Annotated in this window: 24 protein-coding genes; 11 read left to right on the top strand and 13 right to left on the bottom strand. The window is 41.8% G+C overall.

Going from position 1 to position 26,621, the window contains the following annotated elements; genetic code table 11:
* Positions 1-2: 2 nt before the first annotated feature.
* The 4 genes from tssB to tagF (ACQY3F_RS01215) form a co-directional block, all read right to left on the bottom strand.
* A complete protein-coding gene (tssB, locus tag ACQY3F_RS01230) occupies positions 3-551 on the bottom strand; it encodes a type VI secretion system contractile sheath small subunit (RefSeq protein ID WP_428353121.1) in 549 nt (182 codons plus the stop codon).
* 54 nt (positions 552-605) lie between these two features.
* Positions 606-1,661 (bottom strand): type VI secretion system protein TssA, encoded by a 1,056-nt coding sequence (gene tssA / locus ACQY3F_RS01225; protein WP_428353120.1) that lies wholly within the window; start codon positions 1,659-1,661, stop codon positions 606-608.
* A gap of 177 nt (positions 1,662-1,838) precedes the next feature.
* A complete protein-coding gene (locus ACQY3F_RS01220; protein WP_428353119.1) occupies positions 1,839-2,570 on the bottom strand; it encodes a PP2C family protein-serine/threonine phosphatase in 732 nt (243 codons plus the stop codon).
* 50 nt (positions 2,571-2,620) lie between these two features.
* Positions 2,621-3,235, bottom strand: coding sequence for a type VI secretion system-associated protein TagF (gene tagF / locus ACQY3F_RS01215; RefSeq protein ID WP_428353118.1), 615 nt, complete (start codon positions 3,233-3,235; stop codon positions 2,621-2,623).
* A 79-nt stretch (positions 3,236-3,314) separates the two neighbouring features.
* Between tagF (ACQY3F_RS01215) and ACQY3F_RS01210 the strand changes: the two genes are divergently transcribed.
* On the top strand, positions 3,315-4,676 hold the full coding sequence (locus ACQY3F_RS01210; protein WP_428352972.1) for an IS1380 family transposase: 1,362 nt from the start codon (positions 3,315-3,317) through the stop codon (positions 4,674-4,676).
* A 198-nt stretch (positions 4,677-4,874) separates the two neighbouring features.
* On the opposite strand, the gene tagF (ACQY3F_RS01205) is transcribed toward ACQY3F_RS01210, so the two are convergent.
* The 6 genes from tagF (ACQY3F_RS01205) to ACQY3F_RS01180 form a co-directional block, all read right to left on the bottom strand.
* Positions 4,875-5,078 (bottom strand): type VI secretion system-associated protein TagF, encoded by a 204-nt coding sequence (gene tagF, locus ACQY3F_RS01205; RefSeq protein ID WP_428353117.1) that lies wholly within the window; start codon positions 5,076-5,078, stop codon positions 4,875-4,877.
* Positions 5,060-8,623, bottom strand: a complete 3,564-nt coding sequence (tssM, locus tag ACQY3F_RS01200) for a type VI secretion system membrane subunit TssM (RefSeq protein WP_428353116.1) — start codon at positions 8,621-8,623, stop codon at positions 5,060-5,062. The genes tagF (ACQY3F_RS01205) and tssM overlap by 19 nt, the downstream gene beginning before the upstream one ends.
* A 61-nt stretch (positions 8,624-8,684) precedes the next feature.
* The gene (gene tssL / locus ACQY3F_RS01195) at positions 8,685-9,998 is read right to left on the bottom strand and encodes a type VI secretion system protein TssL, long form (RefSeq protein ID WP_428353115.1); all 1,314 of its coding nucleotides are present in this window, start codon (positions 9,996-9,998) and stop codon (positions 8,685-8,687) included.
* 5 nt (positions 9,999-10,003) lie between these two features.
* Positions 10,004-11,341: a type VI secretion system baseplate subunit TssK gene (gene tssK / locus ACQY3F_RS01190; RefSeq protein WP_428353114.1), complete on the bottom strand. Its 1,338-nt coding sequence runs from the start codon at positions 11,339-11,341 to the stop codon at positions 10,004-10,006.
* A gap of 30 nt (positions 11,342-11,371) precedes the next feature.
* Positions 11,372-11,758 carry a type VI secretion system lipoprotein TssJ gene (gene tssJ, locus ACQY3F_RS01185; RefSeq protein ID WP_428353113.1) on the bottom strand — a complete coding sequence of 129 codons (387 nt, stop codon included), beginning with the start codon at positions 11,756-11,758 and terminating at the stop codon, positions 11,372-11,374.
* 221 nt (positions 11,759-11,979) lie between these two features.
* Positions 11,980-13,341 (bottom strand): IS1380 family transposase, encoded by a 1,362-nt coding sequence (locus ACQY3F_RS01180; RefSeq protein ID WP_428352972.1) that lies wholly within the window; start codon positions 13,339-13,341, stop codon positions 11,980-11,982.
* Between the two features lie 899 nt (positions 13,342-14,240).
* On the opposite strand from ACQY3F_RS01180, the gene glpK reads away from it, so the two are divergent.
* The 4 genes from glpK (at position 14,241) to ACQY3F_RS01160 (ending at position 19,175) form a co-directional block, all read left to right on the top strand.
* Complete coding sequence (gene glpK, locus ACQY3F_RS01175; protein ID WP_428353112.1) at positions 14,241-15,725, top strand: glycerol kinase GlpK; 1,485 nt, start codon at positions 14,241-14,243, stop codon at positions 15,723-15,725.
* Positions 15,726-15,964: 239 nt separating this feature from the next.
* Entirely contained in the window at positions 15,965-16,969 is a 1,005-nt protein-coding gene (locus ACQY3F_RS01170) for an IS630 family transposase (RefSeq protein ID WP_428353111.1), read from the top strand.
* Between the two features lie 86 nt (positions 16,970-17,055).
* Complete coding sequence (locus ACQY3F_RS01165; RefSeq protein ID WP_428353110.1) at positions 17,056-18,624, top strand: glycerol-3-phosphate dehydrogenase/oxidase; 1,569 nt, start codon at positions 17,056-17,058, stop codon at positions 18,622-18,624.
* Between the two features lie 152 nt (positions 18,625-18,776).
* Positions 18,777-19,175 (top strand): clan AA aspartic protease, encoded by a 399-nt coding sequence (locus ACQY3F_RS01160; RefSeq protein ID WP_428353109.1) that lies wholly within the window; start codon positions 18,777-18,779, stop codon positions 19,173-19,175.
* A 334-nt stretch (positions 19,176-19,509) separates the two neighbouring features.
* Here the strand turns inward: ACQY3F_RS01160 and groL are convergent, their stop codons facing one another.
* On the bottom strand, positions 19,510-21,153 hold the full coding sequence (groL, locus tag ACQY3F_RS01155) for a chaperonin GroEL (RefSeq protein ID WP_428353108.1): 1,644 nt from the start codon (positions 21,151-21,153) through the stop codon (positions 19,510-19,512).
* Between the two features lie 52 nt (positions 21,154-21,205).
* A complete protein-coding gene (gene groES, locus ACQY3F_RS01150) occupies positions 21,206-21,493 on the bottom strand; it encodes a co-chaperone GroES (protein WP_428353107.1) in 288 nt (95 codons plus the stop codon).
* 143 nt (positions 21,494-21,636) lie between these two features.
* On the opposite strand from groES, the gene ACQY3F_RS01145 reads away from it, so the two are divergent.
* A complete protein-coding gene (locus tag ACQY3F_RS01145) occupies positions 21,637-22,377 on the top strand; it encodes a HesA/MoeB/ThiF family protein (RefSeq protein ID WP_428353106.1) in 741 nt (246 codons plus the stop codon).
* Positions 22,378-22,498: 121 nt separating this feature from the next.
* Here ACQY3F_RS01145 and ACQY3F_RS01140 read toward each other — a convergent pair whose 3' ends face one another.
* On the bottom strand, positions 22,499-22,708 hold the full coding sequence (locus tag ACQY3F_RS01140; RefSeq protein WP_428353105.1) for a hypothetical protein: 210 nt from the start codon (positions 22,706-22,708) through the stop codon (positions 22,499-22,501).
* Positions 22,709-23,270: 562 nt separating this feature from the next.
* Here ACQY3F_RS01140 and pqqA point away from each other — a divergent pair.
* The 5 genes from pqqA (at position 23,271) to pqqE (ending at position 26,611) form a co-directional block, all read left to right on the top strand.
* Entirely contained in the window at positions 23,271-23,345 is a 75-nt protein-coding gene (gene pqqA, locus ACQY3F_RS01135; protein WP_080524503.1) for a pyrroloquinoline quinone precursor peptide PqqA, read from the top strand.
* 120 nt (positions 23,346-23,465) lie between these two features.
* Positions 23,466-24,374, top strand: a complete 909-nt coding sequence (gene pqqB, locus ACQY3F_RS01130; RefSeq protein WP_428353104.1) for a pyrroloquinoline quinone biosynthesis protein PqqB — start codon at positions 23,466-23,468, stop codon at positions 24,372-24,374.
* Positions 24,375-24,376: 2 nt separating this feature from the next.
* Positions 24,377-25,105, top strand: a complete 729-nt coding sequence (pqqC, locus tag ACQY3F_RS01125) for a pyrroloquinoline-quinone synthase PqqC (protein ID WP_428353103.1) — start codon at positions 24,377-24,379, stop codon at positions 25,103-25,105.
* A 131-nt stretch (positions 25,106-25,236) separates the two neighbouring features.
* A complete protein-coding gene (gene pqqD, locus ACQY3F_RS01120) occupies positions 25,237-25,509 on the top strand; it encodes a pyrroloquinoline quinone biosynthesis peptide chaperone PqqD (protein ID WP_428353102.1) in 273 nt (90 codons plus the stop codon).
* Positions 25,487-26,611: a pyrroloquinoline quinone biosynthesis protein PqqE gene (gene pqqE / locus ACQY3F_RS01115; RefSeq protein WP_428353101.1), complete on the top strand. Its 1,125-nt coding sequence runs from the start codon at positions 25,487-25,489 to the stop codon at positions 26,609-26,611. The genes pqqD and pqqE overlap by 23 nt, the downstream gene beginning before the upstream one ends.
* The last annotated feature ends 10 nt before the right edge of the window (positions 26,612-26,621 follow it).

The raw sequence follows: 26,621 nt of genomic DNA, 5'->3' as shown, positions 1-26,621 counted from the left end.
GATTATTTCTCCTCGGGTTCACTGTTATCACTTGAGTCGCTGCCTTCCGAATCTGCTTCAGGTTTTGGAGCTGAAGCCAGGGATTGTAATAATGCAGGATCATTTAATGCTTTGGCAATTAAGTCTTCAGCTCCACCTTTACCATCCATATAGGTTAATAAATTAGCTAACTGTGTTCTTGCCTGTAACAAATTACTCAGTCCATCAACTTTACTAGCAACCGCAGCAGGCGAAAAATCATCCATGTTTTCAAAGGTGAGGTCAATGCTTAAGCTTCCTTCACCCGTCAAAACGTTAGGTACTTGAAAAGCCACTCGGGGCTTCATTGCTTTTAATCGATCATCAAAATTATCAACATCAATTTCCAGAAAATCTCGATCATTTACGGGCTCAAGAGGGTCTTCGGGCTTTCCTGACAAATCAGCCATTACACCCATTATAAAAGGTAACTGAATCGTTTTTTCGGCACCATATAGTTCCACATCATATTCAATCTGAACTCTGGGGGCCCGGTTTCGGGCAATAAATTTTTGACTGCTTGCTTTAGCCATTATCGGCCTCCTTTATTAGTAAATTTGTGTACCCTTAAATAATTAATTGAAAAATTAGCTCTTATTATCATCATCATCATGAACCCCGCAAATATTTTCAGCCTGATTAACTGAATCTGGTGTCATATCCCGTAATATTTCCATGAAATTCATACTCAGTAGTTTTTTTGCTCTCAACAACAAAAAAGGCACCGGACTAGAAGGCTCGTAACGATCAAAATATCTGCAAATTTCATCAATCGCACGAACGACATCATTACGATCATGAATACCTGCCTGTTTTATAGGTTTTTGAACCACGGCAGCACTATCATCAGTATTACTTAATGCGCTATCAGCATTCAGATCTTCTGGGACTAATTCATGTCGTTGTCTTTGCTCAAGCTTCTCCGTCACGAATAAATTAATACCTTGCAACAGGCTAGTTAGAGTAGATAAATCAGGAACATTGACATCACCAACTTTTTCTACTAAAAGAGATATCATTCCTTTAACTAGATCAAGAGAGCGCTTTACAGCGTCTGCATTGACCTTCAGAGATTTTATATCCATTTCATTAAAAGCTGCTTCGATAGCTGATAATTCAGGAGGAGATTCATTTCCGACGGGGGATACTTTCCCCTGTGCAAGTTCAATTTCTCGCCAGGAAAAGTTTCCAAGCACAGATTTAGTCAGAGGGAGATGATTTATGGGCCCTATTATCAGAGTGTAATCATTGAGAGAACTTAAGGTATTGACTCTAAGCACTGGATAGTCATCTTCAGGATCCTGAATTGGATAAACAGTATCCCAGTTTTTTTCTAACCAGCCATTTAACAAGGCTAAGCCTTGGTTCAGGCCGTCAAAACTATCTGTTCTTAACAATGCGCAGGTTAAATGTATTGCGACTTGAATATCCCGGGTCCGTTCCAGTAATTCCAGCGCCAAACTACGCACAATTTTCCAGTCAGGCTCTTCAGCCGGTAGGATTGAGTCTCCCATTTGTCTTTCTTCGACAAACCTAGACACATCCTCTAACTTAAGAAACACCTCATCTTCCTCAAGGTTTTCACCACAGGGAGATTCTGCTGAAATATCATTCTGTAAATGTTGCAGATTTAATTCAACCAATGATCTATCCTTAGTTAAACAGTTAACAAAATAATTATATGGAAACCATCAACAAACTCAAAAAACATAATTAATTTCACAAAAGCCTTAAATCGATACTAACACTAAAACCCTTGCGTATAAAAGAACTTTAATGTGAGGCATTTCCCTCATGTCTATAATAACCTTCTCAATGCGCTAATTATCTACATTAGACGCTTGTACTAACATAAGCGTAATATTGTCCCGCCCGCCCCGATGTAAAGCTAAATCAATTAAATCATTCACAGCCTGCGGACAAGATAGGCGTCTAAGAACCTCTTCAATTTCACTATCTGTCACTTCTTTATTTAACCCATCACTACACAGTAAGAAAATATCTCCGTGTCTAACTTCCTGGGTTTGTGCATCCAGAAATGCTTCCGGTTCTCCACCAATAGCATGGGTTAAAATTTGAGCATCATGGTGAACCTTAATTTCCTTACGACTAAAGCCTTCAGCCAGCAGTCTTGATTCATTATTATGATCACGTGTAAGCTGCTTTAATTCCCCGCGCCGAAATAGATAAATACGACTATCACCCGACCAGATAGTCACACACCGAGATTGTTTTGCATATAGGATTGCAACTGTACTCCCTATAACAGTATTTCCTCCTACCTGTGCCGCCTGCTCAAGTAATGAATAGTTAACTTTCTTCAATTGCAGATAAATCTTCTTGACCGTTGCACCCATCCTTTCTTCAGGCTCAAATTGCTTAAAGGCCTTAACAATTTCGGCACTGGCTACATTACCATTTTGATGTCCGCCCATACCATCCGCAACTACCCATAATTGCTTATCAGATAAATCAGCAAAGGCATCCTGATTAACTTTACGTACCATACCAACATGAGTTCTTGCCCAAGAAGACCAAAGTGTATTATTCATTGCTTATGCTTTCATCATTAAAATATTATTAATTTGAAATAGTCCACAATTTACTTCGCTCCAAAGGGCAAGCCAGGATAACGGCACCCTTCCCAGCCCCATTTTTGCCAATTTCCATCCAGCAATGCTGCAGCCCCCTCAAAAGGAGGCAACCCTTCACAAATCAAAAATGAAGAAGCGACCTGTTCCGACCCTTGCGTCCACCACAAACTATAGGCAAAACATTGCTCTTTAAGTAAATTATCCAGAAAACAAGGCAGTACAGTGCTTATCATTGGATTGCCATCCATTGAGCTTTGCCAAGCATGAGTAGTCATTTGTTTGGTAATTTGCTCTGTGGGTATTAATGATTCACAATTGTTGAACAAAACTTCAGCCTTTAACTCATCAATTTCACGATTGAATTGTTGCAAATTAAAATTATCATGCAGACTTGAAAGAGCTAGCGCTTCCACTTTTTTAAACCACTCCGTTGCATGTTCCAAAGCAACAAAGGGATTAATATTTAAATGATTCATTGTCACAATAGTCATTGGATAATATCGCCCCACTCTATCTACGCTAGGCATCATTATTCCAAGCCAGCCATTCTCTCCACATATCCCGGGCGCTAAAACAAACCGATATATCGGACCGGTAAGATAACACCTAAATCCTGCAAGCATTATACATAATAATCCACAAAACTCCTTATTAAACAATGATATAATATCATTTTCCTGATTTCACTATCTCATTGTTTTAATGAAGCCCTCTAAAGTATCAAAATCCTCATCTCACGTAAGAAACCGTACCCGAACGGTAAAAATGACATCTACAGCACATGGATTGACAAGCCAGGCGGGACTGATTCCCGTCGTGAAATATTTAGACAGGATAGGTTTTGAAAAAACCGTAAAACAAAGCGTTCCACATCGGCGGGGTGAAAATGCAGACCATCACTTATCTGATGTGGTTCTATTGACGTTGGTTGGCATGATGGGGGGAGCAACATCAATGGCAAAGGTGACGACCGTATGGGCAGATAGCGTACTGCGCAAAGTAGCTGGCTGGATAAAGATTCCTGTTGAAACCACAATTTTACGGATCTTTAAAGAAGTAAGTGATAGGCAGATAAGCCAGTTTGAAACGCTCACGCATACTTTGCGTGGTCAACACTGGCGGCGATTGCTTCGTTCCGGAAAATCGAAAACTGGCATACAATCCGTCCAGTGGGTCGATGTCGATTCAACTGTGGACACCGTTTGTGGTCGACAAGAAGGAAGTGCCAAAGGCTTCAACCCCAAAAAGAAAGGTGCCCGTTCATACCATCCACAACTCGCTTTTCTAGCGGAAACAAAAGAAATTTTACAAGCCTGGTTCCGGACAGGCAATGCCTTTACAAGCAATGGTGTTGTAGAATTTACCAAACAGTTACTTGCACACTTGCCCAATCGGATGCGCATTATTTTTCGCGGTGACAGTGGTTATTTTGTCGGTGATTTGCTTGAATTTCTCGATACCAGAGGGCATGGGTATCTAATAAAGGTTAAACTTAAGAATTTGAACGCATTGCTGGCCAAACAGGCCTGGACAGCCATACAAGGCCGACCCGGTTGGGAGCAGAGCGAGTTTCAATATCGTTGTGGTGGCTGGTCTCGCTCTCGTCAGTTTGTCGCGGTCAGGATAAAGCAACCTAAACAAGTGACAGGACCTCAGTCCGAGCTTTGGGATACGGCAGAATATGACTATTTTTGTTATGTAACAACTGAACCTCTATCGCCTTGGCAAACACATAAGAAGTATGGTGAACGAGCGACGTGCGAAACATGGATTGAAGAAGCAAAATCACAAATGGGTTTAGGTAAAATCAGAACGAATCAATTTCTGGCTAATGCCGCATTATTTCATTGCGCCGTTCTTGCCTACAATACCGTGCGCTGGATGGCTCAATTGAGTGGCAACAAAACGTTGTGCCAATGGGAGCCGGATACACTTCGTACTTATCTGATTCGGGTGGCTGGAAAATTACTCACAGGCAATAATCAGCTGAGAGTCAGAACACCTGCAGATCCGCTCTATCCACAGGAATGGGATGATTGGGTTAAGGTGGGGTTACTCGCTTAACATTAACCGAAGTTAAGTCACTTTGATTAAAAGGTCATGGCACGTTGGCAGGGTGTTTATTGCCTTGGGCTCGGGGGATATCCATACGATACAAAAAATTTCCTCTATTTATGATTTAAATCTGGATATTTTGATCGGTTGGACAAAGAGGGCTGGCAAAGCGGCAGTAAAAACCTAATAACCACTTAGCTAGACAGGTTAATGAGAGTCAAAATATGGGCTTGCAGGATTTAGGTAACAATTCAACCAATCATCTCCCAGTTGCTGCTGACTACTGACAACCGTCTCTTGTAACCAGGCATCCCATGGATCAATAAAACTTGCAGGAAGCCCTTTACTGACAAAATCGCCATGTGTAGAGACCTTACCATAATAGCCGTTAGTTATAGACGCTGTAGACATTTAAATGATTGTAAGTCTGTTAGTTGAAAAGGGTTAACTGCACTATTTGCTTGCAATTCAAACTTGGCTTCTCGCCCCTGAATTTTAAAGGTCATAATAAACATTGTTGGATTAGATGTACTTGCAATATCTGCTTCATCAAAGATACGAAATAGTGCCCATGGGCCTTCCTTTGAAAGCCCAGAATAACCACCTTGTACCGGCGGTAATAATTGTATTCGTACTTGTCCTGAAGCATTAGGCCCTGGCCAGCTCATAGCAACCGGCCTTATTGGGCCATGTGCATAGGTCAGAATTTGTCCATCTACATCAATAATAAACTGAGAAATGGAAGGGCTCATTGAAATAGGTTTTAATTTAAAACTTATCTTAGGTGATTGCCTTCCCATACGAAAAAATATATTTTTAATTTTATCTGCTCGTTGAAATTGCTTTAACGCACTACGCGAAATCCCGCTCCCCCCACCACCTCGCGCATTCCAGCGCCAGTTTTTACGCCCTTTTTCTACTGATGCAACAAGATATTTATTGAAATACTCGTCAATCAGGCCTCCCGGAGCAAAAAAGTAAGTAAAATCTTCAAAAGTAATCTCTCTTGAATTTTTGGAAATAGGATACATTCCCTGGATTGCTTGCTGGCAAAAAGGTAAAACTTCTGACTTCCACATAATATTCAAATGGCTGCGAATGCCACCACTCACCAAGTTATCACTGCTATCTGCAATTCCCTCAATCATACTATTAACAGGAAAGGGAGCTCGCTTTCCTTCCAGTTTTAATTTTGAAATGACTTTCAAGGTTTCTTCTTGCTGTCCGATTGCTATCTCACCACTGGCATGTATAAGTGAATTAAGGTAGACATGCAATTCATTTAATACAGATAAAATTCGATCTATGGCAAGTGGCATACCATTTTTGGCTTCCACCAGCTCATTCATTTCTTTAAAGTGCTCCATTACCATATTGGGGGAAATTTCAGACGTAACAGAACCATAAGACCTAGGAGATGTACGCATTATGCTTTCTAGCGACTCTTTTGCAGCGTCGAATTTCTCGCCAGCCGTGGTCAAAATAGATTTATTACCTTTAGCCAGGCAACTCATACTAGTTTCTTGAGCGACTGCTCTAAGGTAGAACTTTATAGGTGAATTTGGTCCCGAAATAATATTTAACATCTCAACCAGTTGGACCTGACTGGAAACTGATTTGATGATTATATCCTCCAGCAAATCATCCCAATGCTGAATATAATCCAGCAAATATAGCTTTAAGACATTTTCACGTAAAACATCCAACTCTTCAATAGAAAGCATTAAAGTTTCATTATCACCCAACACCCAGTTATTACCTGCCTGTTGTGCAATTAATCTTTCATTATTGGTCAAAAATACATTCGTATATCCTTTACAAGTATATAAACCAGGAACTCCTGTAGTCAGAGGCTGGCCGCTTTTACTAGATAAGATTAATGATGCTTCTCTGCCTGCTTTATCACTGACTCGAAAATCTTCGACATCATTGTTTATTAGGTCTAATTTAAGCCGGGCATAAACTCGTTTTTCGATAGGAGTATTTTGCAATATTTGTCGTGTCTGTTTAATCAACCCTTGAGCTAAGGGCCGTGGTAAAGGTGCTGGGCGTACTTCTAATAAAGCAGCCAAATGTGAATTCAAAGCATCTCTTTGTGTATTAGTCACTTCAAGTGGTAAATTATATTTCCAATCCAGGCTATACCACGCATTAATTGCGCTTGCATCATAGCGTTCAGAACTAGCCAGCATTAAATAAACTTTAAGCGCTTCATATAAATAATCTGTTTTATGAGTATTATTTTGTAGCTGTGTTTCAATACGTAGCATCAATCGCGGCAAGAAAACATCTTTCAGTAGTCGACGGTATAGAGAAATTGCAGCACCCCCTAGTTTATCCCCCTGATATAAACCAAAAGTAAGGGACCAGGGCACACTATCACTCTGCTGGTCAGCATACGCTCCAGGCATATCCCTCACCTCATCCAATAGAGGCAAAATGGATATGACATCAGTTGAACCTGGGTTAATTCCGTCAATTTTCTGGTGAATAGTCGCCATTTGAGTAGCCATATCCTCAATATAGGCCTTATTTCCGAAATAACTGATCACCCAGGTAGTAGCCATAACTGCGGTGAGTAAAACCACTCCTGCAAAGGCTCCCCGTTGCAACCAGGAGCGCTTTTTTTCCAATTGCAAATTTGTTCCGGCTAAACCTGACTCAGGAAATATCACGCCACTCAATAAGTCGTTAATAAAAAAGCTTTTACCTTCTCCTCCAAACGCTGACCTTGCTTGAGAATCCAGCCCATAACTATTAGACAACGCTCCCATAATTCGATCAATAGGTGAGCCTTCCTGGGTTGCACTGGTAAAGTAAACCCCGCGAAACATTATTTCCTGAGCATACCGGCTTGACTGGAATAGCTCTTCTAGAAAAGGGGGAATCAGCTCATTTAGCGATGCAAATTGTTGCGGAAAAGTATAAATCTGGTTGCGTCTTTCAGCGCCCCTTTCTCGCTCTAACTTATCAATTAATTGTTGTTGTAATTGCTGTTGGAGTAAATCAAATTCAAACCTGAATTGTTCAACATTATTTTGCTTTTCCTGTTCATCCAGATCAAATGTCATACCCCAGACCTGGGATCGATTACCTCTATCAAGGTCATCAAAGTATTCCATAAATCCAGATAATAAATCACACTTAGTAAACAGCAAATAAACAGGAAAATGAATATTGAACCTTTCATGTAATTCCTGGATACGTTGCCGAATTGCTCTTGCTTGTGCTAAATGCTGATCACTTTTTTGCTCCAGAAAATCAGCGATACTAACCGCAACAATAACGCCGTTTATAGGTCTTCTACTACGATTCTTTTTCAATAAATCCAAAAAACCTAGCCATGCAGCCTGATCAACAGGTTCATGACTATCTTGTGTTGTATAACGTCCAGCCGTATCCAGTAACACTGCGTCTTCAGCAAACCACCAGTCACAATTACGTGTTCCGCCAACCCCTCGTACAGCATCTTTACCAAAACGATCCGACAGGGGAAACTTTAAATTAGAGTTCTTTAATAAGGTTGTTTTACCCGCACCTGGGGGACCAATAACAATATACCAGGGTAATTGATACAGGAACTGCTTATCCGGTCCGCTGCCAAGACGCGTGTCCTTTAATACTCCCAAAGCTTCTTCTAGTCTGTATTGAAGAGCCTGCACTTCGTCTTGAGAAGCTTGTTCATCAACACTTAGACTAGAGTCATCAACGTCTGCCATTGCAGCTATCACATGGCTGTTTTGTTTTTTAGTTTTGAAATACGACCAGCACCGAATAGTGCCCCAGACTAATAAAATTGATCCCACCAAATACCAACGATGTGCTTCATCTTCCAAAGGAGCATAGCCAGCAAATGCAAACAGAGGCCCAATAAACCAGATCAATAGCCCCAGGGATAACATACCCAACAAAGAAATAACCCAGCGCTGTTTAAAAAACATTAAAACCTTCTTCATAATGTCCAATCCTTATTCGTACTCACAACAACGAAAATGTTTCACTCTGCTTTTACTCAAATCATTTCAACAAAGAAACCTCAACGCGCCGGTTTTTTGCTCGTCCTTCTCTAGTATTGTTCGTCGCAATAGGATCTAAGTCAGAACGGCCTTCAATGATAACCCTATCGGGATTACGTAAATTCTGTTGAATAATATTTGCCACGGCCTCTGCTCTTGCTTTGGATAAATGCCAATTTGATGGATAGCGAGAACTGCGGATAGGTACATTATCGGAATGTCCGGTTATTAATACTTCTCCGGCTAATTGGTTCAATGCTTCTGCAATCCTGTGCAATAAGGGAATAAGAGAGCGATTGACTCTAGTGCTACCTGAGCTGAAAAGGTTATCCCCCTTTATGGTTACCGTACTTCGTTGCACTAATTCAACCACTTTAATTTGCTTATTTTCAATTTCTTCAGCTAACAACATCGATAGGGTTATTTGCGGGACAAGTGTTGGTTCATAAACAGGTTCTGATGTCACTATTTGAGAAACAGGTGGTTTAATACCAAAAATTTGCCTGAAAACAGGATCTGAATCCCTATTTAGTTGTAATAAAAACATACTAAACATTATCGCTAATAAGGCCGCTGCTACTGCTCCCAAAACCCACAAAGGAACAAATCGCGCTAAAGGGTTCCGCTGATCAATCACGCCCACCCAATGGGGTGATAAAGCATGCTCAGCACTACCTCTCTCTTGCTGAAGAATCTGGTACAACCACTCTTTAATACCTAGTAGTTTGTTTTTTCCATCTTGCATAATTCGATAGCGACCTTCAAATCCGAGCGCAAGACACAAATACATTAATTCTAATAAGCCTCTGTTTTTAGCAGGATTTTGTGCCAATGATTTAAGTAAAAGGAAAAAACGTTCACCACCAGACACTTCTTTGTGAAACAAGCTTAATAAACTATGCTGAGACCAGTTACTGTTAGCTCCCCAAGGGGTATTTAATACCGCTTCGTCCAGTACTGTACACATGACATATCGCGCACTGGAAATAGTTTGCGGGTCTATGTTTTCAGCCTGTGAAGTTATCTGAAACTGTTGTATTTCCTGGATAATTTTATTTTTTAATTCCATCGTGTCTGATTGACTATAAGAGCCATTAATTCGAGTCAATAATGCCAATAAACCTGATGATGCATTTTCTAATGAGCTTAACCGTCCGAGCCTGGGCAGCGCCTGATTGATATTAGGAGAAGAGAACCTGGGTAGAGGGGGTGCTGATGCAGGAATCTGAATATCTGAGCGCTTACCACCTGGAACAGGGCGTATAATTGTTCTATCATCAGTTTGTGGAGTAAAAAAAGGGTCATCTGAAGTCATAATATTTACCCTCTGATAGCCCAGAACTCGAGTTCAAGCCCAGGGTAATCACCAGAAAAATGCATGGCGATTGTTCCGCTTTCTTGCAATTCTTTCCATAAGGCATGATTTTTTTCTAGTTCAAAATAGACCATACCTTTATGGAAGGGAATTTGCCTGGGTGCGACAGCCATAGCGTTAAGTTTTATACCTGGAACTTGTGACATAACCAGGTCACGGAGTTTTTCTACCGTAGAGATAATTGTTTTGCGTGGAATATGGCTTCGAATTGCATCAGAATCCATCTGAGCACCCACTGCAAGTACAAACGCTGCAGAATGCAATAGTTCACGGTCATTAATAGCGGCAGTGCGAACCTGATGGGCATGTTCTACCAGTGGTATAGAAATTGCTCTAGACTCAGAAACCCAGCTTAACGCCTCGCGAAGGGCAATAACAACGGGTTCAAAACTAATCTGCAAATTATCGTGTTGATAATCAGGAAAAATAATTGGCCTATGCCCATCCTGCGTTATTGTCGCCAATTCACCTACTATCTGGATTATTATACTAAACAGTCTTTCGGGGTGAATTTGATTAACCGTGGAAAAATGTTTAAACAATGGTTCGTACCGGTTGATAATTTGCAGCAATAAAAAATCGGTTATTTCTGCAACTCCGCCTGCACCTGGGGTTCCCAGGCGCTTAGCGAGTGCTTCGCCGCGATGGTGTAATATTCCTGAAATTTCCTTGATGTAACTGAGTAATTGCTCAGATGCATTAATATGTATACAACTAGGAATAAATTGTTTATCCAGAATAATTAATTTGTCTTTTGTTAGTTCTACAACCCTGGCCAACGGAATAGTCACATATGCACCTTGATTTTTACTTGCCGGGTGTAGACGTACCCATAATTCACCACTTTGAATAACCGCATTGCTTTGCTCAGATTGTGAATGTATATCTTTAACCTCTATCTCTTGCAAGTGGTATCGGCTAAGCTCATCAGCATCTGTATTCCAGGAAATTTCTTTACCTGAGCGACGTTGTATAGGCAATGTCAGGTAAATTATCTCATTCTTTAACTCTTGCGAGACCTCCAGGGGATTTGGAGCTGGGTGTTGTTCAGGTATACTAAAAGGCGTTCCATCAGGAAAAATACCTTGGCAAGCAACAATACTAAATTTCCCTAACTTTAGAAGTTGTAGATCAATTTCCAGGTGACTAATACCCCAGGAGAAAGTTTGCAACCCCCCACAGCGAGACTCAATCCAGTTTTGAAAATTTCGGTCCTGTTGCTGAAAATGTAAAGGCTGAAGAAACATACCTTCTGTCCAGATAACCTTGTTATTCCAAGTCATATACTTACCTATATACCCAATGTCTAACAGTTATTTTTTCCAAACACTAACGCTTAGTTTATCAACATATATCAGTATTTGTGTGTCCTTTTCAACAGGGATAATAGCTGCGTCCCTCCACATAGCTCGGTTAATATCACGAAAAGCTGCAATGACCGCAATATATTTTGTTTCAGTCGCAATACTATTTTTGAGAGTTTGTGTATCACCAGGGTTAAGATGAAATTGCTCTGACGCTAATAAATCCCCACCTAATACTGATTCATAGTTCTCAAACAAGTCATAAAAGTCAGACTCTGTGTAAATACCCAGGTTTTTCAACTCAAAAACACGTACTACTATAGGCGATGGGCGATTGTTAATATCCGGGTTAACCTTTGCGGAAACCGCAATTTTAGTATCACCTAAATCCTGCAAGCCCATATTTTGACTCTCATTAACCTGTCTAGCTAAGTGGTTATTAGGTTTTTACTGCCGCTTTGCCAGCCCTCTTTGTCCAACCGATCAAAATATCCAGATTTAAATCATAAATAGAGGAAATTTTTTGTATCGTATGGATATCCCCCGAGCCCAAGGCAATAAACACCCTGCCAACGTGCCATGACCTTTTAATCAAAGTGACTTAACTTCGGTTAATGTTAAGCGAGTAACCCCACCTTAACCCAATCATCCCATTCCTGTGGATAGAGCGGATCTGCAGGTGTTCTGACTCTCAGCTGATTATTGCCTGTGAGTAATTTTCCAGCCACCCGAATCAGATAAGTACGAAGTGTATCCGGCTCCCATTGGCACAACGTTTTGTTGCCACTCAATTGAGCCATCCAGCGCACGGTATTGTAGGCAAGAACGGCGCAATGAAATAATGCGGCATTAGCCAGAAATTGATTCGTTCTGATTTTACCTAAACCCATTTGTGATTTTGCTTCTTCAATCCATGTTTCGCACGTCGCTCGTTCACCATACTTCTTATGTGTTTGCCAAGGCGATAGAGGTTCAGTTGTTACATAACAAAAATAGTCATATTCTGCCGTATCCCAAAGCTCGGACTGAGGTCCTGTCACTTGTTTAGGTTGCTTTATCCTGACCGCGACAAACTGACGAGAGCGAGACCAGCCACCACAACGATATTGAAACTCGCTCTGCTCCCAACCGGGTCGGCCTTGTATGGCTGTCCAGGCCTGTTTGGCCAGCAATGCGTTCAAATTCTTAAGTTTAACCTTTATTAGATACCCATGCCCTCTGGTATCGAGAAATTCAAGCAAATCACCGACAAAATAACCACTGTCACCGCGAAAAATAATGCGCATCCGATTGGGCAAGTGTGCAAGTAACTGTTTGGTAAATTCTACAACACCATTGCTTGTAAAGGCATTGCCTGTCCGGAACCAGGCTTGTAAAATTTCTTTTGTTTCCGCTAGAAAAGCGAGTTGTGGATGGTATGAACGGGCACCTTTCTTTTTGGGGTTGAAGCCTTTGGCACTTCCTTCTTGTCGACCACAAACGGTGTCCACAGTTGAATCGACATCGACCCACTGGACGGATTGTATGCCAGTTTTCGATTTTCCGGAACGAAGCAATCGCCGCCAGTGTTGACCACGCAAAGTATGCGTGAGCGTTTCAAACTGGCTTATCTGCCTATCACTTACTTCTTTAAAGATCCGTAAAATTGTGGTTTCAACAGGAATCTTTATCCAGCCAGCTACTTTGCGCAGTACGCTATCTGCCCATACGGTCGTCACCTTTGCCATTGATGTTGCTCCCCCCATCATGCCAACCAACGTCAATAGAACCACATCAGATAAGTGATGGTCTGCATTTTCACCCCGCCGATGTGGAACGCTTTGTTTTACGGTTTTTTCAAAACCTATCCTGTCTAAATATTTCACGACGGGAATCAGTCCCGCCTGGCTTGTCAATCCATGTGCTGTAGATGTCATTTTTACCGTTCGGGTACGGTTTCTTACGTGAGATGAGGATTTTGATACTTTAGAGGGCTTCATTAAAACAATGAGATAGTGAAATCAGGAAAATGATATTATATCATTGTTTAATAAGGAGTTTTGTGGATTATTATGTATAATGCTTGCAGGATTTAGGTAATATTATCTATCTCATCGCCTGCTTGCGCAACGACACTTAACATTAGCTTCATATTATCACTACCCATTACCTGGATATTCGAGTGTTCAATATAACGTATTCATAACCCTTAAATCAAGTTTCAGCTTTCTCCAATACGAAATTTTGTTAACCCATTATTGTTTCTGGAAAGAATCGCTCGTATCAACTCATATACTATTCGTGCTATTCAAAATGCGATAGTTACTGGAAAGCCTCTAGTTGACCTTATGCAGGCTCTCGTGACTCGATTAGTTCCTGGGTAGGCGAGAATATGAAAATACTGATGATAAGCATCTGAATATTAAATAAAATGATTTTTTAAGCTGTTACCCCCCCTACGCTTTTTTCTCAATCTGCGCCAAATTTATCTTAATAAAATTCGATTTTTTTCTCTACTCTTTGCTGCTTTTCGCAAGCTGAAATTTTCATGCCGCGCCATGGAATGTGATTAAAAGTGAAGTAAATATGAATTGCATTATTGTAGAGCGGGCTTCAGTCCGCTATATTTCAGCATGAATTGCGGACTAAAGTCCGCTCTACAACTTTGCTTGTTACGATTACTTCACTTTTAATCACACCTCGCACCATGCACCCATTGGACATGCATTTGGAAACGAGAGTATTATAGAAGTCGCTGAATCAAAGGTAGAGCGTGGTTATAAGCAGTGCCGCCCAGATCCACTTGATGCATAACTAACACCACCTACCTACTGAAATGGGACAAATCTGGCATGCAGTCCCTATCCCGTTAATTAAGTAGCAATACGGTTGGTAAATTATGAAATATATTATAGCTATTGATCAGGGTACGACCAGTTCACGCTGTATAGTTTATGACCAGCAAGCTAACCCTATCGCTGTGGCGCAACAGGAATTCCAGCAAATCTTCCCACAACCCGGCTGGGTCGAACACGATGCTGAAGAAATATGGCAGACGCAGGCTGCCGTGTTCAGACAGGTGTTGGCACAACAACATCTAAACCCGCAGGATATTGCAGGGATAGGCATCACTAATCAAAGAGAAACCACGGTTATCTGGGAGCGCTCTACAGGCAAGCCTATCTATAATGCTATTGTATGGCAGGATAGACGGACCGCAAATAAGTGTGCCCAGCTAAAAGAAACCGGGGTGGAGGCCATGATTAAAGCAAAAACAGGCTTACTTATCGATGCCTATTTTTCAGCATCAAAAATCTGCTGGATACTGGATCATGTTGATGGCGCACGAGATAAAGCTGCACGAGGTGAACTGGCTTTCGGTACCATCGACTCCTGGTTGGTATGGAATCTGAGTAATGGCGAACTACATATCACCGATGTCACTAACGCATCACGCACCCTGCTTTTTGATATTGATCGGTTGCAATGGGATGATGAACTACTGCAACTGTTTAATATTCCCGCATCGCTATTGCCTGAAGTCAAATCTTCTAGCGAATGCTATGGTGTTACCCGGCATCCTGACGTGGGTACCGGGATTCCTATTGCTGCGATTGCTGGAGATCAGCAAGCCGCTCTCTTTGGGCAACAGTGCTTTAAAGAAGGGATGGCTAAGTGCACCTACGGAACCGGTTCTTTCTTAATTATGAATACCGGCTCCAGAAAGGTAGCTTCCGACAACCAACTGTTAACTACGATTGCCTGGAAAATTGATGATCAAGTTGTTTATGCCCTAGAAGGGAGTGTTTTTACTAGTGGTGCGGTCATTCAATGGTTGCGTGATGGCTTGCATCTGTTCGAGAATGCAGCGGAGTGTGAAACACTGGCAGCCAGTGTTGCAGATAATGGCGGAGTTGTTTTTGTACCGGCACTTACCGGGCTTGCTGCTCCGCATTGGGATCCACATACGCGCGGCTCGATCTTTGGCATCACCCGTGGTACAACCAGTGGACATATTACCCGCGCTGCACTGGAGGGCATCTGTTTTCAGGTTGATGAACTTTTATCGACGATGAATGCCGATACAGGAGTACCGATTTCGGAACTACGTATCGATGGAGGCGCCACGGCGAATAATCTGTTAATTCAATTCCAGGCAGATATTTCTGCTATTCATATTATAAGACCCTCAAACCTTGAAACCACCGCGTTAGGAGCGGCCTATCTTGCAGGTATTGCGACAGGATTCTGGACCTTGGCTGAAATTTGCCAGAAAGGAAAAATTGAGCGTGAATTCCATGGCACTATAGCATCAGAAGAGATCGAAATATTAAAGCGGAAATGGCTAAAAGCTATAGACAGGTCAATGCACTGGGCAGACTAACAATTATCCTAGAAAAATCAGTTGCTCACGATTTCTAGCACAAGCTCTTGATTCCACCGCACTTCCAAAAAATGCCCGCTTAACCTATGGGTGAAGCTAAGATTTTTTGAAGGCACTGTGAAACCAACATCTTGCACTATAAATTCGCGCTCAACTGATTTTTCTAGGATTAAGTACTTACGCAAAATTAATTTAACGAAAAAAGGTGTCATAATAAACAATTATTTTGCTGACTCTAAATGTTTGTGCTCTATATAAAACACCTACTCCCAGAAGAAATTACTGCTTTAAATGTGATGCATAAAAACCATCCACTTCATTTAAGTAGAAGTCGAGCTCATGCTATTTTATTAAGTTTCAAAGAGCATTCTGTTCCCATGATTTGTTCTATTTATAACGTATGCCGCCAAACTGTTTCCACTTGGTTTTCTAACTGGGAAAAGAATGGAATCGATGGATTGGTTGACTGTCAGGGAAGAGGACGGCGAGGTATTTTAACTGAAAAACAACAAATAAGCTTAGTCCAGAGAGTTGAAAAATCTCCTAGATCATTAAAATCAGTACTAGCAAAATTTGAAGAAGATCTAGGCATTTCAGTTAGCATTGATACTATAAAACGTATTTGTAAACAAGCTGATCTTGTTTGGAAACGAGTTAGAAAATCCTTAAGGATAAAGCGTAATCAAGATAAATTTGATTTGGCAACCGATGAAATAAAAGAATTAATACAACAACATAAAGAGAATGAACTTGATTTGTGCTACTTTGATGAGTCGGGGTTTACACTAGAACCCTGTGTTCCTTATGCTTGGCAACAGTCAGGTGAGACGATTGAAATACCAAGCTCAAACAGCAAGCGTCTTAATGTATTAGGTTTTGTTAACAGAGATTGCAGGTTTGATTCTTTTGTTTTTGAAGGGAGTGTAAACACTTCGGTTGTTGTGGCTTGTATTGATGAATTTGCTAAACAGATTAAAAAACCAACAACTCTTATTATTGATAATGCATCGACTCATACGAGTAATGAATTTAATGAAAACCTTGAAAGGTGGAAAGAAAAAAACCTATCCATTTACCGTATACCGCCATACTCACCCGAGTTAAATATTATCGAGATTATATGGCGTAAAATAAAATACGAATGGCTTCCTTTTTCAGCTTATGAATCCTATGCCTCTCTTCAGGAAGAATTATTTAAGGTGCTGTCTAATATTGGAAAGAATTACAAAGTAGAGTTTGCATAAAAGGTTAAATTAATTTTGCATGGGTACTTATCTAAATTTGCAACACAGACAGCCGTCGGAAAATACTCCACAATGAGGATACAGCTATGCAACGAACTCATGCACTTAAAGAGATACAACGTGATCCAGATAAAATTTGGGACATCATTATCATCGGGGGTGGCGCTACAGGTTTGGGAGCAGGTGTGGATGCTGCATCAAGAGGGTACCAGACTCTGGTTCTGGAAAAATACGATTTTGCCAAGGGGACTTCATCACGCAGTACCAAACTGGTACATGGCGGCGTTCGCTATCTAGCGCAGGGAGATATTCCACTGGTACTGGAAGCATTGCATGAACGAGGGTTACTCAAGCAGAATGCACCTCATCTGGTCAAAAACCTGGAATTTATCATACCCAATTATGACTGGTGGGCTGGCCCTTTTTATACAGCAGGATTAAAAGTATATGATCTGATGGCTGGAAAACTGGGGTTTGGTCCATCAGTACATATCTCTAAAGAAGAAGCCATGCGCGCTATCCCTAATCTGGTTGAAGAAGGTCTCAAAGGCGGGGTCATTTATCATGACGGCCAGTTTGACGACTCCAGGCTTGCCGTTAATCTGGCACAAACCATAGTCGACAAAGGAGGCTGTGTCGCCAATTATTGTGCCGTCACTGCATTGTTAAAAGATGCTGGAGGTATGATCTCAGGAGTCAAATTGCATGATTCTGAGAGTGCTCAGGCGTTCACGGTTAAAGCCCAGGTAGTGGTTAATGCAACAGGCATCTTTGTTGATCAGATTCATGCTATGGATCAACCAGGAATGTCCAAGACTGTTGTTCCCAGCCAGGGAGTGCATATAGTGCTCGACAAATCCTTTTTACCGGGTGATAAAGCAATTATGATTCCTAAAACCGAGGATGGTCGTGTATTATTCGCGGTTCCCTGGCACAATCATGTCATTGTTGGCACCACTGACACACCGGGCTTAGAGCCCACTATCGAGCCCAGAGCTCAGGAAGAAGAAATTGATTTTATTCTCGACACTGCAGCCGTTTTTCTGCACAGGGCACCCACTCGCAGTGATGTATTATCAATATTTGCCGGATTAAGACCTCTGGCAGCACCAGAACAAAAGGGTGAAGCAAGCAAAGAGATTTCCCGCGGCCATAAGTTGACAATTTCACACTCTGGCCTAATTTCGATTATTGGTGGCAAGTGGACTACTTATCGCCGCATGGGCGAAGAAATTGTTGATAAGGCAATATTGCTAGTAGATTTACAGGAGAAACCCTGTGTGACACAGGAAATGCCTATTCACGGGGCTATGAATAGCTCTTCTAGCGATTCCCACTTGAGCGTTTATGGTACCGATGCTGCGGGCATAGCAGATATCATCAACAAGCATGCTGAACTAGCCGAACCGTTACACCCGGATTTGCCCTATATCAAAGCAGAAGTAATCTGGGCTACCCGGGAAGAAATGGCCCGTTGCGTGGAAGATTTTCTCGCGCGCAGAACACGGGCCCTATTTTTAAATGCGCGAGCAAGCATGCAGATGGCACCCACCGTAGCTAATCTAATGGCAAAAGAGTTAGGCTTAGATACGGCCTGGGAAAAACAGCAAGTAAGTACTTATAAAGAGCATGCCCAGGGTTATTTGCTGGAGTAGCATACTAAGTATTACTTAAAGTACTTTAAAGAGGGCGCTAGCCTTTATTGTATATGCACTTAAACCCCAAAAAATTCAGCACGGAATACAGGAATAAGTAGGTTTTACAGAAGAGAATGTAAGATAACCACAGTAAAATATAGGAGTGTTAAATGAGCCCTGTTTATGCAGAAATTCAAATATCAAATCCGGCCCTGTCAGAACTGAGTGCAATTAAAACCGATGCTTTAGTTGATTCAGGCGCACTACATTTGTGTATTCCCAAACATTTAGCACTGCAATTAAAATTATCCACCCTAGAAGAAAGGGAAGTTACTTTAGCTGATGGAAGTAGGCAATTGATTCCTTACGCCGGACCTGTAAAAGTCAACTTTGCCAATCGCACAGCATTTGTTGGTGTCATGATTCTAGGCGATGAAGTGCTTTTGGGAGCAATTCCCATGGAAGATATGGATGTTATTATTCACCCGACAACCAGATCTTTAATGGTTAACCCTGAAAGCCCAAATGTTGCGATGAGCAAAATAAAATCCGTTTTAAAATGTTTTTAGCGAGGTTTGCTGAAACATGCCCTGCTCTTCCGCTCAAAACCCTGAAAACAGAGTTTTTTTAGCGTAGTGAAGATTTTTAGTCCCTGTTAGCTGCAGGGCTGGGTGGTTTCTCGAAGCGTCTCTTTGCGTGAAGCATCGTAGATTATAATCCTAAAAACCGCAGCTGAGTACTACAAATATATATTTATAATTATATTTCAATTACTTATAAATCAGAATTCAGAACCTGAGTTAGTGATTCGCAGTCCATTCTACTCACTGATTAAAGCACAAAAAAACCCCGCTAGCTTTCGCTAGCGAGGCTCTTTATAAAGCTAAACTTAAAGGGACTGGCTTACATCATGCCGCCCATTCCACCCATGCCGCCCATATCAGGCATTGCAGGAGCTGCACCTTCGTCAGATGGTGCATCTGCAACCATCACTTCAGTCGTGATCATTAAGCTGGCAACAGAAGCCGCATTTTGCAATGCTGCACGCGTTACTTTAGCTGGATCCAGAATACCCATTGCGATCATATCGCCATATTCGCCTGTTGCAGCGTTATAACCATAGTTACCTTCACCGCTAGCTACTTGATTTAGCACAACAGAGGCTTCATCACCCGCGTTAGTGACGATCTGGCGTAAAGGCGCTGACATTGCACGGCGTAAAATATCCACGCCAACTTTCTGGTCATGGTTTGCACCTTCAACACCCTCCAGAGCACTTAGTGCACGAACCAGAGCAACACCACCACCCGCTACAACACCTTCTTCAACCGCTGCGCGTGTTGAATGCAATGCATCTTCTACGCGTGCTTTTTTCTCTTTCATTTCAACTTCAGTGGCTGCACCGACTTTGATTACTGCAACGCCGCCTGCTAATTTAGCAAGACGTTCTTGTAGCTTTTCTTTGTCGTAGTCTGATGTTGCTTCCTCAGCCTGTGCACGAATTTGTGCCACACGACCTTTGATGTTTTCTTCAGAACCCGCACCATCTACAATCACAGTATTTTCTTTTGTGATTTGTATTTTCTTGGCAGTTCCCAATTGATCCATTTCAACTTTTTCTAAAGATAAACCGATTTCTTCAGAAATAACAGTTGCACTCGTTAAGACTGCAATATCTTCTAACATTGCTTTACGACGATCACCAAAGCCAGGCGCTTTAACCGCCGCCACTTTAACGATACCACGCATATTATTAACAACTAAAGTCGCTAGCGCTTCGCCTTCTACATCTTCAGCAACAATCAATAAAGGACGACCTGCTTTAGCTACGCCTTCCAGTGTTGGTAGTAAATCACGGATATTGGAGATTTTTTTATCGAACAATAAGATAAATGGCTCATCTAACTCAACACTCATACTTTCCTGGTTGTTGATGAAGTATGGAGACAAGTAACCACGATCAAACTGCATTCCTTCAACTACGTCTAATTCGTTGTCTAGGCTTGTGCCCTCTTCAACAGTAATAACGCCTTCTTTACCCACCTTTTCCATTGCTTTTGCAATGATTTCACCAACAGACTCATCGGCGTTTGCAGAAATAGTTCCTACCTGTGCAATCGCCTTGTTATCTGTACAAGGTGTTGCAGAGGCGATAATTGCTTCAACGGACTTAATCACCGCTAAATCAATACCACGCTTTAAATCCATAGGATTCATGCCTGCAGCCACTGATTTTAAGCCTTCATTGACAATCGCTTGTGCTAACACAGTAGCAGTCGTTGTTCCATCACCCGCAACATCAGAGGTTTGCGAAGCAACTTCTTTAACCATTTGTGCGCCCATGTTTTCGAATTTATTATCTAATTCGATTTCTTTTGCAACCGAGACACCATCTTTAGTGATCGTTGGTGCGCCAAAGCTTTTATCTAAAACTGCATTTCGACCTTTTGGTCCTAATGTTGCTTTTACTGCGTTAGCTAGAATATTTACGCCATTTACCATTAAAGAGCGTGCGTCATCTCCGAATTTTACTTCTTTTGCGGCCATGTTATTTCCTAATTATTTGTGTAGATATATGAATTCTGATTTATCGTTCGGCTTAGCCTAAGATGCCCATAATGTCTTCTTCGCGCATAACAATCACTTCTTCGCCATCGACCTTAACTTCTGAGCCAGAGTATTTGCCAAATAGTACTTTATCGCCAACTTTGACTTCTAACGCGCGTACTTCACCGTTATCTAATTGTTTACCACTACCAACAGCGAGTATCTCGCCTTCACTTGGTTTTTCAGCTGCCGAACCAGGTAAAACAATACCGCCTGCTGTTGTTGTTTCTTCTTCAACACGTTTAACTATCACACGATCGTGTAAAGGACGTATATTCATTAACATCTCCTGATAATAATAATAAAAAAATAAAAATAAAATTGTTAGCACTCACTCAATACGAGTGCTAATAATAATCAGCTTTTGCAGTATGTCAAGTTTGTGGCATCATTAACAGTCTACTTATCTAACATTACAGCCCTATGAACGACCAACAACTATTACGCTATAGCCGCCAAATCATGCTTCCTCAAGTGGATATAGAGGGACAGGAAAACTTACTCAATGCACAGGTACTTATTATTGGGGCTGGCGGGCTAGGCTCGCCAGCTTCACTCTATCTTGCCGCTGCTGGCGTTGGCTCGCTAACCATCTATGATGATGACCAGGTAGATTTATCCAACCTACAAAGACAGATTACGCATTACACAGACGATATTGGGACGGATAAAGTCATTTCAACCCGAGAAACATTAAATAAAATAAACCCCGACACTGAAGTGATTGCGGTCAAGCAGCGCCTAGAGGGAGAACAGTTAGAAAATCAGGTATTTAAAGCGGATGTGGTACTGGATTGCTCAGATAATTTCACCACGCGCTTTGCAATTAATAAGGCTTGTGTGAAACATAAAAAGCCTTTGGTTTCAGGCGCTGCAATCCGCTTTGAGGGACAAGTCAGTGTATTTAGCACTGGCGATGACAGCCCTTGCTATAACTGTTTATATACCGAGAATGGCGAAGAATTACAGAATTGCGCTACCAATGGCGTTATTTCTCCAATAACAGGAATTATCGGCAGCATTCAAGCGATGGAAGCAATGAAGCTAATCATGAATATTGGTGAAACCTTGGCAGGTAGATTACTCTTGCTGGATGGGCTATCCATGCAATGGAATGAAATGAAGCTACGTAAAAATATTAATTGCCCGACATGTAGAAACTGACTGTAGGGGCAATCCCTTGTGGTTGCCCTTTCTGTGGTTACGTATCTGGTGGGCATGGGCAACCACAAGGGATTGCCCCTACAGTCAGTTTCTACATGTCGTCAGGCTAGCAAGCTCCAGCTTATTTTTTACCCAATAAACCTTTTATCTTGTGAATAAATCCTTCAGCCATATCAAGCACTTTTGATTCACTATCACCGTGTGGTTCAGTGTCTCCAAAAGGTTCGCCACTTTTCATCGTGTACATATAGATAAAGTAACCTAGTGGCGCAAATGCAAAGATACCAATAGCCCACATGAAGAAAACCAGTTCAAATACATCACCAACCATGTTTATTCTCCTTATCTCTTTTTATTATTTTTATTATTTTTATCAATGTCTTAATATAACGCTGTAGCTAACGGTGTTCAAGTATTAACCGCTATTCTTTCCTAAGGATCCTTAAACCTAGAAAAATCAGTTGAGCGCGAATTTATAGTGCAAGATATTAAATTAATATAACACTTTCAAAAAATATTAGATTCACCCCTAGGTTAATCAGGCATTATTTGGACATGCTGTGGAATCAAAAGCGTGTACTAGAAACCGTGAGCAACTGATTTTTCTAGGTTAACGTATTGCTAACCACTTTAATTATACTTCGCGCGGTGACGGTTGCGGATTTTATAGCGAGTTGATTGTGGTTGAGAGCAAGGCGCTTAAACAGGTGCATAGCTAGCTATGCACCTGTTTAAGCAACTCAGCTATCGGCGAAAATCGGCCGCCAGAAAACCGCAACCGTGGCCGTGCGAAGTATAAGTTGCGCAAAAAAACAGATCATCGTATACTTTGAACCAGCTTACTTGATCGAGCTAGTATAAAAAGAATTAAATATAACTTCGGAGGATATAATATGAAATGGGAAACACCAGCATACACAGACCTACGTTTTGGTTTTGAAGTAACTATGTACATCTATAACCGTTAATTTTTAAGGTTTAAGATCTAAAAAGGGGGCTTATCCAGCCTCCTTTTTTTTGCCTGTAACTTATTAATCCCGTATCATTTGCTCCTTCACTCATCAGATTAATCAGCAAGCTTAAGAAATATGAAAATCAAAGTTCTCGGTTCAGGTGCAGGCGGCGGCTTTCCACAATGGAATTGCAGTTGCCCAAATTGCAAAGCCGTACGAGCAGGTTCTATTAAAGCCACTAAACGTAACCAGTCATCCATTGCCATTTCTTCCGATGGTGAACATTGGGTGTTATTTAACGCCTCACCCGATGTACGCGCTCAATTGGAAGGTTTCCCGGAAATTCACCCGAAAAACAAAGTACGCGGCACTGGTATAGAAGCGATTGTCATGATTGACTCGCAAATTGACCACGCGACTGGCCTGCTTATTCTGCGCGAAGGTGATCCGCTAAATATTTATTGCACAGACATGGTTAAGCAAGACCTTAGCACTGGCTTTCCTATTTTTAATATTCTGGAGCACTTTTGTGGGGTTAAAGATCACCCTATCCCATTAAATGGTGATGCTTTTACCATACCCAATATTAATGACCTAGAGTTCACTGCTTTAGCACTTAAAAGCAAAGCTCCACCCTACTCACCCCACCGGAATGATCCACACGAAGGTGATAATATAGGTATGGTCATTCGTCAGGTCTCAACCGGCAAAACAGTCTTTTACGCACCTGGCTTAGGTCTGATTGAACCACATGTAGAAAAAGCAATGACGACTGCTGACTGCGTTTTAGTAGACGGTACATTCTGGACGGATGATGAGCTTGCCTCCGTTGGCCGGCCATTATTGGCGAGAAAAATAGGCCATTTACCACAATCGGGTAAAGACGGCATGATCGAAGTGCTTGACGCCATGGATAAACCGCGCAAAATATTGATCCACATCAATAACACCAACCCGATTCTCAATGAAGAATCAAAAGAGCGCGAAATACTCAACCAGCACGACATCGAAGTGTCGTTTGACAACATGAATATAGAGCTTTAGATATGACTGAACAAACACCGTGGTCTCGCGAAGAGTTTGAAGCCCAGTTACGTGGCAAGGAAAAGTATTATCATATCCACCACCCCATGCACACTTTAATGAATGCGGGAAAACTAACGCAAAAACAATTACAGGGTTGGGTGGCGAATCGATTTTACTATCAGATTATGATTCCCATTAAAGATGCCAACATCTTAGCCAACTGCCCAGACCGTGAAACGCGTGCTATCTGGACGCAGCGTATTCTTGATCATGATGGCCGCCCCGGAGACCCTGGCGGTATAGAGGCCTGGGTGCAATTGGGCATTGCTGTTGGCATGACACGTGAAGAAGTCACTTCACTAGAGCATGTATTACCAGCAGTAAAATTTGCCGTCGATGCCTATGTTAACTTCGCTAGAAAGTCTGACTGGCATGAGGCTGCAAGTTCATCTTTGACTGAATTATTCGCGCCCAAAATTCACCAGCAACGCCTGGATAACTGGCCCGAGTTATACCCCTGGATAGATCAGGAAGGCTATATTTATTTTCGCAAACGCCTGTCAGAAGCGCGACGCGATGTAGTGCATGGCCTGGAAATCACGCTAGATTACTATAAGACACGCGAACAACAAGAGCGTATGCTGGATATTCTACAATTCAAGTTAAATGTCTTATGGTCCATGGCTGATGCGATGTATATGGCTTATATAAATGATATGCCTCCTTATTTTAATATTGAAAACAACTAAAATGTAGGCTGGGTTAGATTATCAAGCATTGCGCGATAACGTAACCCGGCATTTACCGATAATCCTGCATATTGCCGGGTTACGTTTTTTCACTACGTTCAAAAATCTAACCCAGCCTACACTAAGCATATATGACCATAAACACTGTTTCACCCATCAGTTTCTCCCCCATGCACCGTCTGCAATGGGAAGAAGCACAGCAAAAAGATGTTATACTCTATCCCGAAGGCATGGTTGAACTAAACCAGAGTTCTGCTGAGATTTTAAAGCTTTGCGATGGCACCCGAAATCTGGATCAAATCGTGCTTGACCTAGAAGAAAAATTTGCAACAACGGGCTTAAAAAACGATATCACTAGCTTCCTAAACGTGGCACTTAATAATGGCTGGATCCAACAAAACTAACATCACTCCTCCGCGCTGGTTACTTGCAGAACTGACCTATAAATGTCCGCTGCAATGCCCTTATTGCTCCAACCCACTAGATTATGCGCATAATAGCGGTGAAATCAGTACAGATGACTGGAAACGAGTGCTTTCCGAAGCGCGTAAAATGGGCGCTGTGCAGCTTGGCTTTTCGGGTGGAGAACCCTTAACACGCCAGGATCTTCCTGAATTAGTCCAACATGCACGCGAGCTAGGCTATTATTCCAACCTGATTACCTCAGGCTACGGCCTAACCGAAGAAAAAATCATTCAGCTTAAAGACGCGGGACTGGACCATATTCAAGTCAGCATACAGGCCAGCAGTAAAGACCTGAATGATCATCTTGCCGGCACCGAATCTTTCCTGCATAAGCAGGAAGTTGCCCGCCTGGTAAAAAAACACGAATACCCAATGGTATTATGCGTGGTCATTCATCGTAAAAACATCCATCAGATGCCCGAAATTCTGGAAATGGCTGAAGAACTGGGTGCTGACTACCTAGAGTTAGCCAATACCCAGTATTATGGCTGGGCACATGCTAATCGTGATTTATTGCTCCCCTCTCAAGAACAATTTGAAAAAGCAGAAAAAATCGCGCAAGACTTTAAGGAAAAAGTCGCTGGCAAAATGAAAATCTATTACGTAGTACCTGATTTTTATGAAGACCGCCCAAAAGCTTGCATGAATGGCTGGGGAACCACCTTTTTAAGCATTGCACCAGATGGTGTTGCCCTACCCTGTCATTCCGCGCGTGAATTACCCGGCTTAGATTGCCCGAATGTCAATGACCATAGCATTACAGATATCTGGTACGAGTCCAAAGCCTTTAATTTTTTCCGAGGTAATGACTGGATGCAGGAACCCTGCAGAAGCTGTGATGAAAAAGACAAGGATTTTGGCGGCTGTCGTTGTCAAGCCTATTTGCTGACGGGTGATATGTATAAAACCGACCCTGTATGTAGCAAGTCACCAGATAAACAAGTTGTTCAGGATGCGATCGATGCCGCTAGGGAAAGTGCTTTATCGACTGATGAAAAACCGTTGATTTTTCGTAATAGTAAAAACTCGAAAGCTTTATAAATAACGATGG

Origin of the sequence: Methyloprofundus sp., assembly GCF_965251085.1 — a bacterium.
Classification (GTDB): domain Bacteria; phylum Pseudomonadota; class Gammaproteobacteria; order Methylococcales; family Methylomonadaceae; genus Methyloprofundus.
This window is presented reverse-complemented; position numbering and strand designations above follow the sequence as displayed.